Origin of the sequence: Halomonas sp. YLB-10 (assembly GCF_003856855.1) — a bacterium.
In the GTDB taxonomy this organism is placed as follows: domain Bacteria; phylum Pseudomonadota; class Gammaproteobacteria; order Pseudomonadales; family Halomonadaceae; genus Halomonas; species Halomonas litopenaei.
In genome coordinates this window covers 105,180-121,275 of the sequence record NZ_RRCU01000010.1, presented here as the reverse complement: position 1 = coordinate 121,275, position 16,096 = coordinate 105,180, and the positions used below count along the sequence as shown (strand labels likewise).

Here is a 16,096-nt window from a genome sequence, read left to right as displayed (position 1 = left end):
GTCTCTCCTCAGGCCTTGACGTAGCAGGTCTTGACCACGGTGTAGAACTCGCGGGCGTAGCGGCCCTGCTCGCGGGGGCCGAAGCTCGACGCCTTGCGGCCGCCGAAGGGCACGTGGTAGTCGGTGCCCGCAGTGGGCAGGTTGACCATCACGCAGCCGGTCTCGGCGCGGGCCTTGAACTCGCTGGCAAGCTTCAGCGAGTCGGTGATGATGCCGGCGGTCAGGCCGAAGTGGGTGTCGTTGAGCACCTCGATGGCCTCGATGGCGTCGGCGACCTTGATCACGCAGGCGATCGGGCCGAACACCTCCTCGCGATTGATGGCCATGTCGTTGGTGGTATCCACCAGAAGCGTCGGTGCCATGAAGTAGCCGTCGCTTGCCGCGCTGACGCGCTCGCCGCCGAACACCAGCCGAGCCCCATCGGCCTGGGCGCGTTCGACCCATGCCAGGTTGGAGGCAAGCTGGCGGGCGTCGGCCGCCGGGCCGATGTGCACGCCGTCTTCCAGAGCGGGGCCGACACGCACCTGCTTCAGGCGCTCGATCAGCCGCTCGACGAAGGTGTCGTGGACCTTTTCGGTGACGATCAGCCGCGACGAGGCGGTGCACTTCTGGCCGGTGCCGGAGTAGGCGCCGTTGAAGGCGGCCTCCACGGCGAGGTCGAGATCGGCGTCGTCGGCCACGATCAGGGCGTTCTTGGAGCCCATCTCGAGCTGGCACTTGACCAGGTTGGCGGCGGTGGCGCCGGCCACCCGGCGACCGACCTCAAGCGACCCGGTAAAGGTCAGGGCATTGATCTCGGGACTCGAGATCAAGGCGTCGCCGACGCTCGAACCCGGCCCCATGATCAGGTTGAAGCTGCCTGCGGGCAGCGCCTGACGGCTGAGGATCTCGGTCAACGCCCAGGCGCTGGCGGGGACCAGGTTGGCCGGCTTGAACACCACGGCGTTGCCGAAGGCCAGCGCCGGGGCGATCTTCCACACTGCGGTGGCCATGGGGAAGTTCCAGGGGCTGATGACGCCGACCACCCCCACCGGCTCACGGCGCACCTCCACTTCCACGCCGGGGCGCACCGACTCGGCGCGCTCGTCGATCTGGCGCAGCACCTCGGCGGCGTAGTAGTGGAAGAACTGGGCGGAGCGGTGGACCTCGCCGACCGCCTCGGCCAGGGTCTTGCCCTCTTCACGGGCCAGCAGCTCGCCGAGCTCGGCCTTGCGCGCCATCAGTTCGTCGCCCACCGCCATCAGCACGCCGTAGCGCTGCTCCAGGCCGCTCTTGGCCCATTCGCGGCCACCCCGGCGGGCGGCGGCGATGGCGTCCTTGACCTGCTCGGTCGAGGCCTGGGCGTAGACGCCGATCAGGTCGCTGGTATCCGACGGGCTGCGGTTCTCGATCTGGTCGACGCCGTCGATCCACTGGCCGTCGATATAGAGTGGGTAGGCTGACTGCTGAGACATGATGACCTCCTGTGACGAATGCGACACAGCCTAGGAGAGTCACCAAAATAAAGATAATCAATAATAACGAGCATATGATAAATAAGGCTTACCGCCTGTCTGTGTGACGGCCCGTGTGACGGCCCGTGTGAGGAAATGCCATGCTCCCCGACCTCAAGATCCAGCCGCTGCGCTACGTGCTGGCGATTGTCGACCACGGCGGCTTTCACGCCGCCGCGCGCCAGCTTCACCGCAGCCAGCCGGCGGTGTCGATGGCGGTGCGCGAGCTGGAGGCGCGCCTTGGTGAGGCGCTGTTCGAGAAGGGTGCCCAGGCGAGCCTCACCCCCTTCGGCGAGTACTGCGTGCCGCGCTTTCGCGAGCTGATCCTCCAGCATGATCGCCTGAGCCGTGACCTGCTCGCCCAGGTCGAGCGCCAGGCGGGGCATCTAGATATGGCGGCGGTACCGTCGGTGGCCAGCCGCCTGATGCCGAGCTTGCTGTCGGAGTTCGTCGAGCGCTATCCGGGCATCCGCGTGGCGCTGCACGACGGCAACGCCGACTTCGTGCGCGAGCAGGTGCTGGGCGGTGAGGTGGATATCGGGCTTTCAAGCCTGTGGCAGCCTGACGATGCCCTGGCGTTCACCCCTTTGCTGCGCGACAAGGTGGGGGTGGTGTGTCGCGATGACCATCCCTTCGCCGGGCGCGAGAGCCTGCACTGGCGCGAGCTTGCCGGCGAGACCCTGATCGGCAATGGCACCTCGCGGCTGCTCGAGGGCACCGAGGCCGAGGCGCTGCTGGCGAGTCCCACCTTCTTCATCTCCAACATGATCTCGCTGACCGCAAGCCTGGTGGCAGGGCTCGGCATCACCACCCTGCCGCGACTGGCGTTTGCCGAGGAGTACGAGCGGCTGAGGTTCGTTCCGCTGGAGTGCCCTGTGGTAGAGCGCCAGGTGGGACTGGTGCGCCTGGCCGGTCGCAGCCTGTCGCCGGCCGCCGCTGCCATGGCGGCCTTTATTATCGAGCGCCTGGAAGAGGGGCAGGGGCAGGGGCAGGATGGCCATGCGCCGAGCAGCCAATAGCCGTTCAGCCAATAGCCGATAACGCCAGGCGGGCTCGCCGTCCGTCAGCCGTTGCGGTCGAGTTCGCCGGCGTCCATGCCGTTGCGTCGCCGGACCTCGAGCAGCAGGGCGCTGTGGTCGAGGTCGGCACCACCTGCGTTGACCAGATCGCCGAACAGGCGGTCGGTCAACTCAAGCAGCGGCAAGTCGAGGCCGAGTTCCCGGGCGACGTCACAGGCGGCGCGAGTGTCCTTCAGCTGATGCCTGGCCGGGCCGCCGGGTGCGAAGTCGCCGTCCAGCATGCGTTGGCCATGCTGGTCGAGAATCCGCGAGTAGGCGAAGCCCCCCAGCATGGCCTGGCGCACCTTGGCGGGGTCGGCGCCGCCGGCTTCGGCCAGCACCAGGGCTTCCGACACCGCCGCGATGGTGCTGGCCACCGTCAACTGATTGACCAGCTTGGCCAGGGCGCCGCTGCCTGCCGGGCCAATATGCAGGGGATGCCCCATGGCCTCGAGAATGGGCTTTGCCCTGTCGTAATCGGCGGCGTCTGCTCCGGCCATGATCGAAAGAGATCCTTCGCGCGCGCCCTTTTCGCCGCCGGAGACCGGGGCGTCCACCCAGCCAAGGCCAAGCTCGCGACAGCGTTCGGCCAAGGCGATTGCTTCACTGTGGCCAATGGTCGACATCACGATGAGCAGGGTACCGGGAGACAACTGACGGGCGATGCCGTCGTCGCCGAACAGCAGCGTCTCGCATACCGCGCCCGAACTTACCATCATCACCACCGCCTGGGCGTTTGCCGCTGCCTCGATGGGTGTCTCGGCCAGAGTGGCGCCAAGTTCGCCCAGCGGGGCTGCCTTGTCGATGCTGCGATTCCAGGCACGCAGGGGGAAGCCTGCACGGATCAGATGACGGCCCATGGGCAGGCCCATGATACCGGTGCCCAGCAGGGCGATGGTGGCAGGAGAGGTCATACGGGCGGCTCGTTGTAGATTAGAAAGTAGGTAACAGCCTAACCTCTTCCGCCCGGTGCCTCCACGCTCAGTCGACCTGCCGCCACCACTGTACCGGCCAGCCGCGCTCGCGGGCGGTGGCGTCAAGCGTCGAGTCGGGGTTGATGGCGAAGGGACGGTCGACGAATTCCAGCAGGGGCAGGTCGTTACGCGAGTCGGAGTAGCCGAAGCTCTCCACCGGGGTGTGCTCGGCCAGCCACTCGCGCAGCGCCTCGAGCTTGCCGCCCTGGAAGGTGCGGATGCCCTCGGCCTTGCCGGTGTAGCGCCTGCGGGAGTCGAGTTCGAGAGCGGTGGCCAGCGCCTGATCGGCACCGAGGCGCTCGGCCAGCGGCCCGACCACGTGGATCGGCGAGGCCGAGATGATCACCACCCGATGGCCCTGGTCACGGTGCCAGGCCAGGCGTTCGTGGCCCTGGGGGAAGAGCCGGGGCACCACCTTGGCATCGAGGAAGGCGTCGACCTGTTGCCTGACGTCGGCCTCGCTGCGGCCGGCCAGCGGCGTCAGCAATAGCGCCAGATGGGCTTCCATGTCGAGCGTCCCGGCGGCGTAGTCGGTCATGTGCTCGGCGAAGGCGGCGCGGTAGGCGTCGCCGTCCTCGATCCAGCCGAGATCGATCAGCCACTGGCTCCAGAGTCCAGTGATGTCGCCGTTGAGCAAGGTGTCGTCGAGGTCGAACAGGGCCAGGGTCATGGGCGCGTCGGGGGCCTTGGCGGCGTCGCCGTGGCAGGCGTCAGTGGTCATGGTGACAGGGCTCGTCAGATCGTTCATGCATCCAGCTCCTGAACCTCGTCGAGATCGACGTGGATCGTCACCTCGCAGCCGGCGGGCAGCAGGCTGCGGGCGGAGCGATTGAGGGTGTCGACGGCGAGGCTGGTGCCATCGCAGTCGATGTCGTAGCGCACGATGTTACCGAGCAGGCGATGTCGACGCACACGTCCGTTGACGCCCGGCCCCACCCGTGCCGGTAGCTCACCACCTAAAGGGCGGCCCCGCACGCTGAGATAGAGCGCCTCGGGGCGCAGCGCGACACGCCCGGCCTGGCTGCGAAAGCCCAGTAGTGGCGCGGCCTCGACGGCGTCGAGCAGGCAGTAGTGGCCCATGAAGCCGGCGGCGTTTTCGTCCCGGGGCCGGGTGTAGAGCACCTCGGCGGTGTCCTTTTGCAGGATCCGCCCCTGGTGCATCAGGAACACCCGGTCGGACATCAACATGGCCTCTTCCTGGTCATGGGTCACGAACAGGGTGGTCAGGCCGAGGGTCTTCTGAATCTCGCGGATCTGGTCGCGCAGATGTCGACGAATGCGGGCGTCCAGCGCCGACAGCGGCTCGTCCATCAGCAGTACCTTGGGTTCCACCACCAGCGAGCGTGCCAGTGCCACCCGCTGGCATTGCCCGCCCGACAGCTGGTGGGGGAACTTGTGCGCCTGGTCCTGCATCTCGACCAGGCGCAGCACCTCGTCCACCCGGCGTGCACGCTCGTCACCGGGGACCTTCTGCATGCGCAGGCCGAAGGCGACGTTGTCGGCGACCTTGAGGTTGGGAAACAGCGCATAGTGCTGAAACACCATGCCGACTCCACGTCGCTGGGGCGGCAGGCGGGTGATCTCGTCACCGCCGATGTGGATGCTGCCGGCGTCCAGCGAGGTCAGCCCAGCGATGGCCCGCAGCAGGGTCGACTTGCCGCAGCCGGACGGCCCCAGCAGGGTGATGAACTCGCCATGCGCGATATCGGCGTCGATGTCGGCGAACACCGAGGTTTCGCCGAAGCGCTTGGCCAGCCCCCTCAGCGAGACCGCATTGCCGCTTTCCTGGTGGCCTGGCGCTGATGGGGTCGTGGTCTGGACCGAGGACGGGACAGAGGATGAGACAGTGGACGGGGCGGCACGCTGGGTGGCAGGTGTGGTGGCAGCCATCATCGTGTGGCCTCCGTGATGGTGTGCTCGGCCTGGCGATTGCCCAGCCAGGTCAGGATCAGGGTAAAGGCGAACAGGGTGATCACCAGGGCGCTGGTGAAGTGGCCGCTGGCGCCGCGCATATTGTTGAGGTAGACCTGCAGCGTCTCGAAGCGGGTGCCCACCAGCATGTTGGCGAAGACGAACTCGCCGACCAGGAACGAAAACGACAGGAAGATGGCGATCTGCACCCCGCCACGCAGGTTGGGCAGGATGACCAGAAAGAAGGCCTTCAGCGGCCCGGCACCCAGCAGCTGGGCGGCGTCCATCAGGCTTTGCACGTCCACCGCACGCAGGCTGTTGGCGATGGCGCGGTACATGAACGGCAGCACGATGGTGAAGTAGGTGGGAATCAGGATCCAGGGGGTGCCCACCAGCGGCAGCGGGCCGCCAGCGTAAAGCTTGAGTAGCCCCACCGAGGACACCACCGGGGGCACCGCGAAGGGCATCAGGATCAGGGTGTTCATCCAGCGGTCCAGCCACGGATAGCGGGTGTGGGCCAGCAGGGCCACCGGCATTACCAGCACCAGCGACAGCGCCAGGGCCCCCACGGCGACAGCCAGCGACCGGGCGAAGGCGGCCACAAAGCGCGGGGTGGTCCATAGCTCCACGAACCAGGCCAGGGTCAGGCCATCGGGGACCAGGGTTGCGCCCCAGCGGGTGGCCAGGGCGTAACCCAGGGTCGCCACCAGCGGCAGGGCCAGCACCGCGAAGACGCTGCCGACGATCCAGGCGTAGGGATTGAAGGTCGCCGACAGCGACGCTGCGGTCGGGCCCTTGTGAGCCGGCAGGGTTTCAGCGTGAGCCATGCTGTGCACTCCTTCTCAACAGCCACTGCTGGACCAGGGTGACCAGCACCAGCAGCAGCACCAGGATTAGCGCCAGGGCGCTTGCCAGATTGGGCTCGAGGAACAGGTCGCCGGCCACCAGGTTGGCGATACGAATGGTCATCAGGTTGTAGCTGGTGTTGACCAGCGCGTAGACGGTGGCGTAGGCGCCCATGGCGTTGGCGAACAGTACCGTGAAGGTGCCGGCCAGGGCCGGCCACAGCACCGGCAGGCCGATGCGCTGCCAGTAGGCGATGCGCCCGGCGCCGAGCAGGCTGGCGGCATCACGCCATTCGGCCTTGAGGCCGGCGAAGGCCGGGAACAGCAGCAGGATGCCCAGCGGAATCTGGAACCAGGTGTAGATGACGATCAGCCCGCCGGTGGAGTAAAGACGCACGTCCTCGATGATGCCGAGTCGTTGAAGCGCCAGGGTCAGCACGCCGTTGGCCCCCAGCAGGATGATGAAGGCGAAGGCCAGCGGCACGCCGGCAAAGTTGGAGGTCATGTTGGTAAAGGCGATCATCGCTCGCCTCAGGCGTCCGCCGGAACGCACCAGGGCGTGGCAGGTCAGGGTGGCGATGACCAGGCCGATGGCGCTGGACACCAGCGAGATGGTCAGGCTCTTCCAGATCGCCTGGCGGAAGAACGCCGACTGGGCGATCTCCTGAAAGTGGCCAAGGCCCCAGTCGCCGTTGACGTTGAAGGCACTGATCGCGACCCAGGCCATCGGCGCCAGTTGGAAGGCGGTGAATATCACGGCGAAAGGCACAAGCCACAGCCAGGCCGGTAATGGCGCCTTCACGATCCGGCCTCCTCGTTGCAGGTGGCGTGCGCGGTGGGCGCGGCGCCGGTGATATTGGACGCAGCCAACAGCTCGGGATGCCAGGGCTTGTCGTGGGAGAGCCCAAGGACGCTTGCCAGGGTGCCGCACAGGTGGGTCTGGCGGATGACCCGTCCGGCGGGGTCGGCAAAGGCATCGCCGAACAGCCACAGCGGCACCCGGCGTTCTTCTTCCAGCAGGCCCGAGTGGGAGCGATCGGCGTTCATGCCATGGTCGGCGGTGATCATCACCTGGCAGCCGTCGGCCAGCCAGCGTGGCAGGTAGTCGGCCAGGGCGATGTCGGCGTGGCGGGCGGCGTTTCTGTACTGGGGCGAGTCGCCGCCGTGACGGTGGCCGGTGTCGTCGATGTTCATGCTGTGAACCAGCAGGAAGTCCGGCGCGTGGCGTTGCCTCAGGGCCTCGGCGTCGCTGAACAGGTGATCATCCGGATAGTGGTCCTGCCAGTAGAAGATGCCGGCCTGGATGGCCGCCGCCGGGTCGTCGAGGAAGCGGTCGCGGGTGCGCTCGAAGGGTGCCTTGACGTAGAGCTCACTGACCCAGTGATAGGCCGCCGCTGCGGTGGCAAGGCCCTGGCCGCGGGCCAGGTCGAACAGGCTGGTGCCGTGGGAACGGCGCACGATGTCGTTGTGCACTACCCCGGAGTCCACCGGGCGATCACCGGTCAGCAGGCACTCGTAGAGCGGCCGAGACATGGCCGGCAGCTCGCAGTCGAGGTGGGTGGTGTAGCCGCGGCCGGCCTCCACCAGGGCGCTCAAGTGGCCCATGGCGTGATGGCCGACGGCGTGATTGAGGCCGTCCAGCACCACCAGTATGACGGGTCTGGTCATGATGACTCCCGGCCGCGCGGCAATACAGGGCGCGGCACTGTCGCGAAATGGCGTGGAATGCGCTGAAGACAGGCCTCGTGGGCACTGTCTTCAGCGGTCGATCGTTGTAGCGGGGCTGTCCTCAGCGCTTGATCACTGCTGGTGGATCAGCACCTCGGACTGCCACTGGCGCGGCAGCACCTTGGCGCTCTGTTCCCAGGCGGCAAAGTCCTGGATCGGACGGGCGCTGGCGTACTGCTCGTTGGGCAGCAGCTTGGCGGCGATATCGTCGGGCAGGGTCAGGTGCTCGGCGCGGATCGGGCGAGCGTAGCCCTCGGCCAGGTTGAACTGGCCTTCATCGGACAGGATGTACTCACGGGCCAGCTTGGCGGCGTTGGGGTGCTGGGCGTGGGTGTTGATGATGGTGGCGTAGCCGGAGGTCACCGAAGCGTCCGAGGGGATTACCACCTCGAAGGCGTCACGGTCGATCTGGTCGCGGTAGTTCAAGGCGTTGAAGTCCCACAGCAGGGCCACTTCCACTTCGCCCTTCTCCAGGTTGGCGATGGACACGTCGGCCAGCGACAGTCGGCCCTGCTCGGCCAGTTCGGCGAACAGCTCGAGGCCCGGGGCCAGGTTGCCCTCGTCGCCATCGGCGGCGTAGGCGGCGGCGAGTACCGCATTGTTGGCCTGGGAAGCCTGGCCCACGGCGCCCACTGATACCGAGTAGTCACCCTCGCGCAGGTCGGCGAAGGAACTCGGGCGCTGGTCCTCTTCCACCAGGTTCTTGTTGATCATCAGCGCAATGGTGCCGGTGTAGCCGAGCATCCAATGGCCATCTTCGTCCTTGGCCCAGTCGGGGATCTCGTCCCAGGTGGTGGGCTTGTAGGGCTGGGTCACCCCCTGCTGCACCGCGATCGGTCCGAAGGCGAAGCCGACATCGCCGATATCGGCGGTGGCGTTCTCGCCCTCGGCCTTGAACTTGGCGACTTCCTCGGCGGAGCTCATGTCGGTATCGGTGTGCGCCAGGCCGTAGACGCTTTCCAGGTCGGCCCAGGTGTCCTTCCAGTTGGCCCAGGTGTCGGGCATGCCGACGCTGTCGACGCGGCCTTCCTGCTTGGCGGCCTCGATCAGTGACTCAAGCTCGGCGGTGTTTGCCTGGGCGGCGGTGGACAGCAGGCCAGCGCAGGCCAGGGCGGTCAGGGTCGGGTAACGCAGAGAAGTGACGATCACGAGAGGGTCTCCGGGTCAGGGGTGTGAAGTCGACGGAAACCGATGCGCCTTTCTGGTCTAGATCAGTTTCCGCTGACGATCACCCTAAGGAGCTAGCGTGACAGCCTCGTGTCAGTTGCGTGGCAGTCTCGTCTCAGTTCATATGTGCCAGGTGGAGGAAGAAAAACCCGACTCGTTCGAGCACTGTCATCGCGTTGTCACCGGCTTGCCACTAGACTGCTGAAACTACGTTGAACCTTCTTTGGTCTATACCAGAAAGCTGGACGCCGCCGGAAGCCGCTCGGCGACGATCCTGGTCAGAGCTTCGAGAGTCCGCCTTGCCTACTGTCCCTGACGACACCTCGCACGACGCCTCACCCGCCCATCGCCTGCGTGAGCGTCTTGCGCCCTTGCTGAGCCTGGCCTCGACACGGGGCGATCGCCGTCTGCCCAGCGAGCGAGACATGATGGCGCGCCTCCAGACCACCCGCATCACCCTGCGCGAGGCACTCAATGAGCTGGAGGCGGAGGGCTGCGTGTATCGCGAGAATCGGCGCGGCTGGTTCGTGTCGCCGCCACGGCTTCGCTACGACCTGCTGGCCTGCCTGCCGTTTCACGAGATGGTGCGATCCCAGCAGCGCAGCGCCCGAACCCTGTTGCTCAGTGCCGAGGAAGTGATCGCGCCCGTCACGGTTGCCCGCCGGCTGGGACTCGCCGAAGGCGAGCGCGTCTACCGCATCTGTCGTGCCCGGCTGGTGGATGAGCGCCGGGTGCTCTACGTGGAACACCATCTGTTGCCGCGCTGCTTTCCCGCCATCCTGGAGTTCGATCTGGCGCGGGAATCGCTGACAGAGCTATACCGCCGCGAGTACGGCATCCGGGTCGGGCGGGTCAGCTACGAGCTCGGCACCTGTGTACTTTCCAGCGACGCCGCCGGCGCGCTCAACGCGGTACGCGGCAGCCCCGCCCAGCGCATCACCCGCATCAACCACGACCAGAACGGCCGTGCCATCGACTGCGACGACGAGTACTGGCGCCACGACGCCATCGAGCTGACGCTGTCTGCCGCGCCTCAGGGCGGCTGAGGTGCGAGATCGAGGGACTTCGAGCTGGGGGGAGTGCTAGACCGCGGGAGGACGCTCTTCCAGCAGGTGCCACAGGGGGGCTGCCACCGCTGTCTCGTCACGATGGCGATAGCAAGCCACTTCCAGATAGGGGCCGCCGAGGATTTCCTGCAAGGAAATCAGCTTGCCGCTCTCGAGGTCTTCCTCGATCAATCCGTGGGGCAGCCAGCCGATGCCGAGACCGGCCAGGGCGAGTTGGCGAATGCCGATGGTGAAGGCGGTCTCGCAGACCAGCTCGATCTCGTAGTGGCGTTGGGCATCGAGCAGGTAAGGCGTCGCCAGGGCCTGGCCAAGAAAGCTGTCCGGATCGTAGCCGATCAAGGGCAGTCGTTGACCTTCCTCGAGTTCGTGCATGAGACCACCGTGATGATCCGACGCACACACCGGCAACAGCCGTTCGACGCCCAGTGACAGCCGCTCGACGCTATCGCTGCCACTGAACAGGGGAGCCCCTTCCAGCTCTGAACACAGCAACAGGTCGGCCTTGCCTTGCTCGAAGTCGTGGATGCACTGGCTGCGGTCGGATGAGGTGATCTGCAGTCCCACCTCAGGCGCGTGATGACGCAGGTGGCGCAATAGACGCGGCAGGTAGCTGACGGTCAGGGTGTGCTGGGTGGTCAGAATGGCCCTGGGCCCCTGGCGGGCATCGCTTCTGAGACGACTGCGCATGGCGTAAAGGCGTGCCAGCCACTCTCGCAATTGGGGCTCGTACGCCCGCGCGTGGGCGGTCAACTCCAGGCGCGAGGCGCTGCGATCGATCAGCGCCACCCCCAGCCACTCTTCCAGCTGGCGGATACGGCGCGAGAATGCCGGCTGGGTGACGTGGCGCCGTTCGGCCGCCTGGGAAAAGGTGCCCGCTTCGATAAGCTCGAGAAAATCCTCTATCCATTCGATCTTCATTGGTGTTTTGGTCTGCCTTGGTGGGGAGCGGCCGGGGCTAAGCAGTGGCTATGCAAAAATTTAACAGCTGGCGAGCAACTTGGCATTGGTCTCATGTTCCAGGCGAGGCTTAACTTGGAAGCGATCGCTCGAGGGCAGGCCTTCAGGCCTGCTGTGTCTTTCGACGTAGGTCGTCAAGAGAGCACGCCAATGCCAACAATGACTCGCCTGGAGGCCCGTATGCACCTGTCCCGTTTTCCCCGTGTCCGTCTCGGCCATATGCCCACTCCGCTGGAGCCCATGGACAACCTGAGCAAGCTGCTCGGCGGTCCGCGCCTGTGGATCAAACGCGACGACTGCACCGGCCTGTCCACCGGGGGCAACAAGACCCGCAAGCTGGAATTCCTGATGGCCGACGCCCTGGAACAGGGCGCCGACACCATCATTACCCAGGGCGCCACCCAGTCCAACCACGCCCGCCAGACCGTGGCCGCCGCCTGCAAGCTGGGGCTCGAGTGCCACATTCTGCTGGAAGACCGTACCGGCAGCGAGGACTCCAACTACAACTACAACGGCAACGTCTTCCTTGATCAGCTCCACGGCGCCAGCGTCGAGAAGCGCCCGGGCGGTGCCGACATGGCCGCCGAGATGGAAGGCCTGGCCGATCGTCTGAAGAGTGAAGGCAAGAAGCCCTACATCATCCCTGGCGGTGGCTCCAACGAGATCGGTGCTCTGGGCTACGTCAATGCCGCCCTGGAACTGCTGGCCCAGGCCAACGACATGGGGCTGCGCATCGATCATCTGGTCCACGCCACCGGCAGCGCCGGTACCCAGGCGGGCCTGGTCACCGGCCTCAGCGCCTGCAACGCCGGCATCCCGGTGCTCGGCATCGGCGTTCGTGCGCCGAAGGACAAGCAGGAAGCCAACGTCTTTGCCCTGGCCCAGAAGACCGAAGCCAAGCTCGGCCTGTCCGGCGTCGTCAGCCGCGACCAGGTGGTCGCCAACTGCGACTACGTGGGTGAGGGCTACGGTGTGCCCACCGACAGCATGATCGAGGCGGTCACCCTGCTGGCCCGTCACGAAGGCATCCTTCTGGACCCGGTGTACTCCGGCAAGGGCATGGCGGGGCTGATCGACCTGATCCGCAAGGGCCACTTCAAGCAGGACGAGAACGTCGTCTTCCTGCACACCGGCGGCGCCGTTGCGCTGTTCGGCTATCCCGATGCCTTCGGTTTCCCTGACTACAAGGGATAAGCCCAGGACGCTTCAGGGCAGGCGCCCGCTGAGTTCGGGCGCCCTCGACGACGTTATTCGGAGACAACAATGACCATTCGTCATCTCAAGAAGGCGGAGGCCGCCGCTGGCGTTGCCGCCGAAGACCAGCGCGTGACGGAAGCGGTGCGTGGCATGCTCGAGGATATTCGTGCCCGCGGCGAGGCGGCCGTGCGCGAATACGCCGAGAAGTTTGACGGTTGGACCGGCGACTTTGTGTTGAGCGACGACAAGCGACGTCAGTTGATCGACAGCGTGCCCCAGTCGGTCAAGGACGACATCGACTTCGCCCACCGCCAGATCCGCCGTTTTGCCGAGGCCCAGCGTGACAGCCTGACCTCCTTCGAGATCGAGACCGAAGAGGGCGTGCTGCTCGGTCAGCGTGTGCTGCCGGTACACAGCGCCGGCTGCTATGTGCCGGGCGGCCGCTACGCTCACGCCGCCTCGGCGCTGATGAGCGTGGCCACAGCCAAGGCCGCCGGTGTCGAACACGTGGTGGCCTGTTCGCCGCCCCGGGGCGACAGCATCAACCCGGCGGTGGCCTACGCCATGCATGTGGCCGGCGCTGACATGATCCTCGAGATGGGCGGCGTCCACGCCATGGCCAGCATGGCCTTTGGCCTGTTCGGCGGGCGCGAGGCCGATATCCTGGTCGGTCCCGGCAACGCCTACGTGGCCGAAGCCAAGCGCCTGCTGTTCGGTGAAGTGGGTATCGATGTGTTTGCCGGCCCCACCGAGTCGGCGATCATCGCCGACGAGTCCGCCGACCCGATGACCATCGCCGTCGACCTGGTGTCCCAGGCCGAGCACGGCCCGAATTCACCGGTGTGGCTGTTCAGCACAAGCGAAGCGATCGCCCGCGAAGTGATGGAGATTCTGCCGAAAGTCGCTGACGACATGCCTAACGCTGATATCGTTCACGCTGCCTGGCGCGACTTCGGTGAGGTCATCGTGGGCGACAGCCGCGAGGAGATCGTCGCGATCAGCGATCAGTACGCCTGCGAGCACCTGCAGGTGCTGTGCGAGGATCTGGACTGGTGGAAGCAGCATCTGAGCAACTATGGCTCGCTGTTTCTGGGTGAGGGCAGCACCGTCACCCACGGTGACAAGTGCTCCGGTACCAACCATATCCTGCCGACCAAGCGCGCCGGGCGTTACTCCGGTGGACTCAATGTCCACAAGTTCATGAAGGTGCTGACCACCCAGCAGTTGAGCGTCGAGGCCAATCTGACCTTCAGCGCCGTGGGATCCCGGATTTCCCGTACCGAGGGCATGGAAGGCCACGCCCGGGCCTGTGACTGGCGCCTGGCCAAGTACTTCCCCGAGCAGGAATGGGATTTCCCTGTTCACCGTCAGGCTCGTTACTGAGTCGCCAGCGGAGGAGCCAGCCATGCGCCGTTTTGCCAAATCCTTCACCCAGCAGGAAGCCATCTCTGACGACGCCATCGCCTCGGCGGTGGCCGTGCTCCAGAGCGGTCGCCTGCATCGCTACAACCTGGCCGAAGGCGAGGCCGGTGAGACCGCCCTGCTGGAGTCCGAGTTCGCCGCGAGCCTGGGTGTCGACTACGCACTGGCCTGCGCCTCCGGCGGTTATGCGTTGCAGCTGGCGCTGCGCGCCTGCGGACTCGAGGCCGGCGACAAGGTGCTGTGCAACGCCTTCACCCTGTCGCCGGTGCCCGGCAGTATCGTCGCGGCGGGTGGCGAGGCGGTACTGGTGGACATCCTGGACGATACCACCGTCGATCCCGACGACCTGGATCGCGCCGCTCGCGAGAGCGGTGCCGGCTTCTTTGTGCTGTCGCACATGCGCGGCCATATCGGCGACATGGACGCCATCGTCGCGGTGTGCGAGTCCCACGGCATCGTGCTGATCGAAGACTGTGCCCACACCATGGGGGCGGCCTACGATGGCCGACCCAGCGGCACCTTCGGCAAGGCAGGCTGCTTCAGTACCCAGACCTACAAGCACATCAATTCCGGAGAGGGCGGGCTTCTGGCCACCGCCGATGCCGAGGTCATGCGGCGTGCGGTGATCCTGTCCGGCTCCTACATGCTGTTCGATCGGCACCTGGCCGCACCCGCGCCGGAGAGCTTCGCCGAGACGCGCCTGATGACACCCAACATGAGTGGCCGCATGGACAATCTGCGGGCGGCCATCCTGCGTCCTCAGCTGGCCGAGATGGAGCACCGCAAGACGCGCTGGAATTCGCTGTATCGGCGCATGGAGCAGCGTCTTGGCGATATCGCCGAGGTGTGCCTGATTGACCGGCCCGCCAGGGAGGACTTCGTCGGCAGCTCCATCCAGTTCCGCCTGCCGGCGCTGGGCGCTGACACCATTGCGCGCTTTGTCGAGGGCTGCGAGGCCCGCGGCATTCCGCTGAAGTGGTATGGCAAACCCTTGCCGGAGGACTACACCAGCCGCTACGACAGCTGGGGTTATCTGGCCGGCACACGTGCGCTGCCGATCGCCGACAGAGTACTCGCCACCCTGTGTGATCTGCGCCTGCCGCTGACCTTCGATCAAGCAGACTGCGACGACATCGTCGCGCTGATGAGCGCCGCCATGGATGAGGCGGTGCAGCCCCCCGAGGCAACACCCGACAAGGCGCTCGGCTCTCGCTGAGCCACGTCTGACGACGCAATAACAAGACATCCGGAGTGACAATAATGTTCAAGAAGACTCTACTTACCGCCGCCATCGTCATGGCAGCCACTGCCACCGCCGCAGAGGCCAAGACCTTCAAGGTCGGCATGGGCGATCCCATGGACTCCGACCAGGGGGCCCTGGCCCAGCGCTTCGAGGAGTTGGTCGAATCGCTGTCCGACGGCGAGATGCAGGTCGAGTTGTTCCCCGGCGGCCAGCTCGGTTCCGAGACCGGCATGATCCAGGACACCCGCATTGGCAAGCTGGACTTTGCGCTGGTCGGTGTCGGCAACCTGACGCCCTACGCAGCGCGTCTGGGCGCCTTGACCATGCCCTATGCCCTGCGTAGCCACGCCGATGCGGTCAAGGCCACCACCGGCCCCCTGGCCGATCGGTGGAACACCATCGCCGAGGAAGAGGCCGGTGTGCACATCGTCAGCTGGCTGTACTCCAACTTCCGTCACCTGACCAACTCCCAGCGGCCGGTGACGACCCTCGCCGACGTCGAGGGACTCAAGGTTCGCGTGCCGCAGAACGAGATCATGCTGGCCAGCTACGAGGCCTGGGGCGCCAGCCCCATCAGCATGTCCTGGCCGGAGGTCTTCACCGGCCTGCAGCAGGGCGTGATCGATGGCCAGGACAACCCCTACATCGTCAACAGCACCATGAAGTTTCACGAGGTGCAGGACCACCTCACCGAACTTCACGCCCAGTACTCGCTGCAGCCCATCGTGATGGGGGTGCGCAGCTACGAGCGTCTGTCCGACGAGGAGCGAGCGATCATCGATCGCGCCGGCCTGGAGGCGCAGCTGTACGCGCTGCAGTTCCAGCTGACCAAGGCCTCCGAGGCGCGCGCTGCCATGGAAGCCGAAGGGGTCGAGGTGGCCACCCTGGAAGATGAGGATGAATGGATCCGCATCGCCCAGGAAGAGGTGTGGCCGCAGTTCTACGAGGACATCGGTGGCCAGGAAGCCTTCGAGGAAATGCAGGCGGCGCTCGGTCACTGATCGTTGTCGCCGCGGGCGGCGGTCGCTGACCGC

Annotated in this window: 15 protein-coding genes; 6 read left to right on the top strand and 9 right to left on the bottom strand. The window is 66.1% G+C overall.

The genetic code is table 11. The features are described from left to right. Window positions 1–8: 8 nt before the first annotated feature. Window positions 9–1,454 (bottom strand): aldehyde dehydrogenase family protein, encoded by a 1,446-nt coding sequence (locus EBB56_RS20105; protein ID WP_124805152.1) that lies wholly within the window; start codon window positions 1,452–1,454, stop codon window positions 9–11. 140 nt (window positions 1,455–1,594) lie between these two features. Between EBB56_RS20105 and EBB56_RS20100 the strand changes: the two genes are divergently transcribed. Next, window positions 1,595–2,512, top strand: coding sequence for a LysR family transcriptional regulator (locus EBB56_RS20100; protein ID WP_124805151.1), 918 nt, complete (start codon window positions 1,595–1,597; stop codon window positions 2,510–2,512). A gap of 44 nt (window positions 2,513–2,556) precedes the next feature. Here the strand turns inward: EBB56_RS20100 and EBB56_RS20095 are convergent, their stop codons facing one another. The 7 genes from EBB56_RS20095 to EBB56_RS20065 all read right to left on the bottom strand — a co-directional run bounded on the left by EBB56_RS20095 (window position 2,557) and on the right by EBB56_RS20065 (window position 9,158). After that, window positions 2,557–3,465, bottom strand: coding sequence for an NAD(P)-dependent oxidoreductase (locus tag EBB56_RS20095; RefSeq protein WP_045993659.1), 909 nt, complete (start codon window positions 3,463–3,465; stop codon window positions 2,557–2,559). Window positions 3,466–3,532: 67 nt separating this feature from the next. Next, window positions 3,533–4,273: an HAD family phosphatase gene (locus EBB56_RS20090; protein WP_124805150.1), complete on the bottom strand. Its 741-nt coding sequence runs from the start codon at window positions 4,271–4,273 to the stop codon at window positions 3,533–3,535. Continuing rightward, the gene (locus EBB56_RS20085; RefSeq protein WP_221621216.1) at window positions 4,270–5,418 is read right to left on the bottom strand and encodes an ABC transporter ATP-binding protein; all 1,149 of its coding nucleotides are present in this window, start codon (window positions 5,416–5,418) and stop codon (window positions 4,270–4,272) included. The genes EBB56_RS20090 and EBB56_RS20085 overlap by 4 nt, the downstream gene beginning before the upstream one ends. Further along, on the bottom strand, window positions 5,415–6,263 hold the full coding sequence (locus EBB56_RS20080) for an ABC transporter permease (RefSeq protein ID WP_124805149.1): 849 nt from the start codon (window positions 6,261–6,263) through the stop codon (window positions 5,415–5,417). Before EBB56_RS20080 ends, EBB56_RS20085 begins: the two co-directional genes overlap by 4 nt. Next, complete coding sequence (locus EBB56_RS20075) at window positions 6,250–7,083, bottom strand: ABC transporter permease subunit (protein ID WP_108449221.1); 834 nt, start codon at window positions 7,081–7,083, stop codon at window positions 6,250–6,252. Before EBB56_RS20075 ends, EBB56_RS20080 begins: the two co-directional genes overlap by 14 nt. Continuing rightward, the gene (locus EBB56_RS20070) at window positions 7,080–7,949 is read right to left on the bottom strand and encodes an alkaline phosphatase family protein (RefSeq protein WP_124805148.1); all 870 of its coding nucleotides are present in this window, start codon (window positions 7,947–7,949) and stop codon (window positions 7,080–7,082) included. Before EBB56_RS20070 ends, EBB56_RS20075 begins: the two co-directional genes overlap by 4 nt. A gap of 132 nt (window positions 7,950–8,081) precedes the next feature. Then, window positions 8,082–9,158, bottom strand: a complete 1,077-nt coding sequence (locus EBB56_RS20065; RefSeq protein ID WP_239452577.1) for an ABC transporter substrate-binding protein — start codon at window positions 9,156–9,158, stop codon at window positions 8,082–8,084. 317 nt (window positions 9,159–9,475) lie between these two features. Here EBB56_RS20065 and EBB56_RS20060 point away from each other — a divergent pair, with 317 nt between their 5' ends. Beyond that, entirely contained in the window at window positions 9,476–10,222 is a 747-nt protein-coding gene (locus tag EBB56_RS20060; protein ID WP_045993658.1) for a UTRA domain-containing protein, read from the top strand. A gap of 36 nt (window positions 10,223–10,258) precedes the next feature. On the opposite strand, the gene EBB56_RS20055 is transcribed toward EBB56_RS20060, so the two are convergent. Beyond that, window positions 10,259–11,161, bottom strand: a complete 903-nt coding sequence (locus EBB56_RS20055) for a LysR family transcriptional regulator (RefSeq protein WP_045993657.1) — start codon at window positions 11,159–11,161, stop codon at window positions 10,259–10,261. Between the two features lie 189 nt (window positions 11,162–11,350). Between EBB56_RS20055 and EBB56_RS20050 the strand changes: the two genes are divergently transcribed. The 4 genes from EBB56_RS20050 (at window position 11,351) to EBB56_RS20035 (ending at window position 16,063) form a co-directional block, all read left to right on the top strand. After that, a complete protein-coding gene (locus EBB56_RS20050) occupies window positions 11,351–12,394 on the top strand; it encodes a D-cysteine desulfhydrase (RefSeq protein ID WP_239452576.1) in 1,044 nt (347 codons plus the stop codon). Between the two features lie 69 nt (window positions 12,395–12,463). Then, a complete protein-coding gene (gene hisD / locus EBB56_RS20045) occupies window positions 12,464–13,780 on the top strand; it encodes a histidinol dehydrogenase (RefSeq protein ID WP_185696483.1) in 1,317 nt (438 codons plus the stop codon). A 22-nt stretch (window positions 13,781–13,802) separates the two neighbouring features. Beyond that, window positions 13,803–15,035 carry a DegT/DnrJ/EryC1/StrS aminotransferase family protein gene (locus EBB56_RS20040; RefSeq protein ID WP_045993655.1) on the top strand — a complete coding sequence of 411 codons (1,233 nt, stop codon included), beginning with the start codon at window positions 13,803–13,805 and terminating at the stop codon, window positions 15,033–15,035. Between the two features lie 44 nt (window positions 15,036–15,079). Then, window positions 15,080–16,063: a TRAP transporter substrate-binding protein gene (locus EBB56_RS20035; RefSeq protein WP_052704426.1), complete on the top strand. Its 984-nt coding sequence runs from the start codon at window positions 15,080–15,082 to the stop codon at window positions 16,061–16,063. Window positions 16,064–16,096 lie beyond the last annotated feature (33 nt).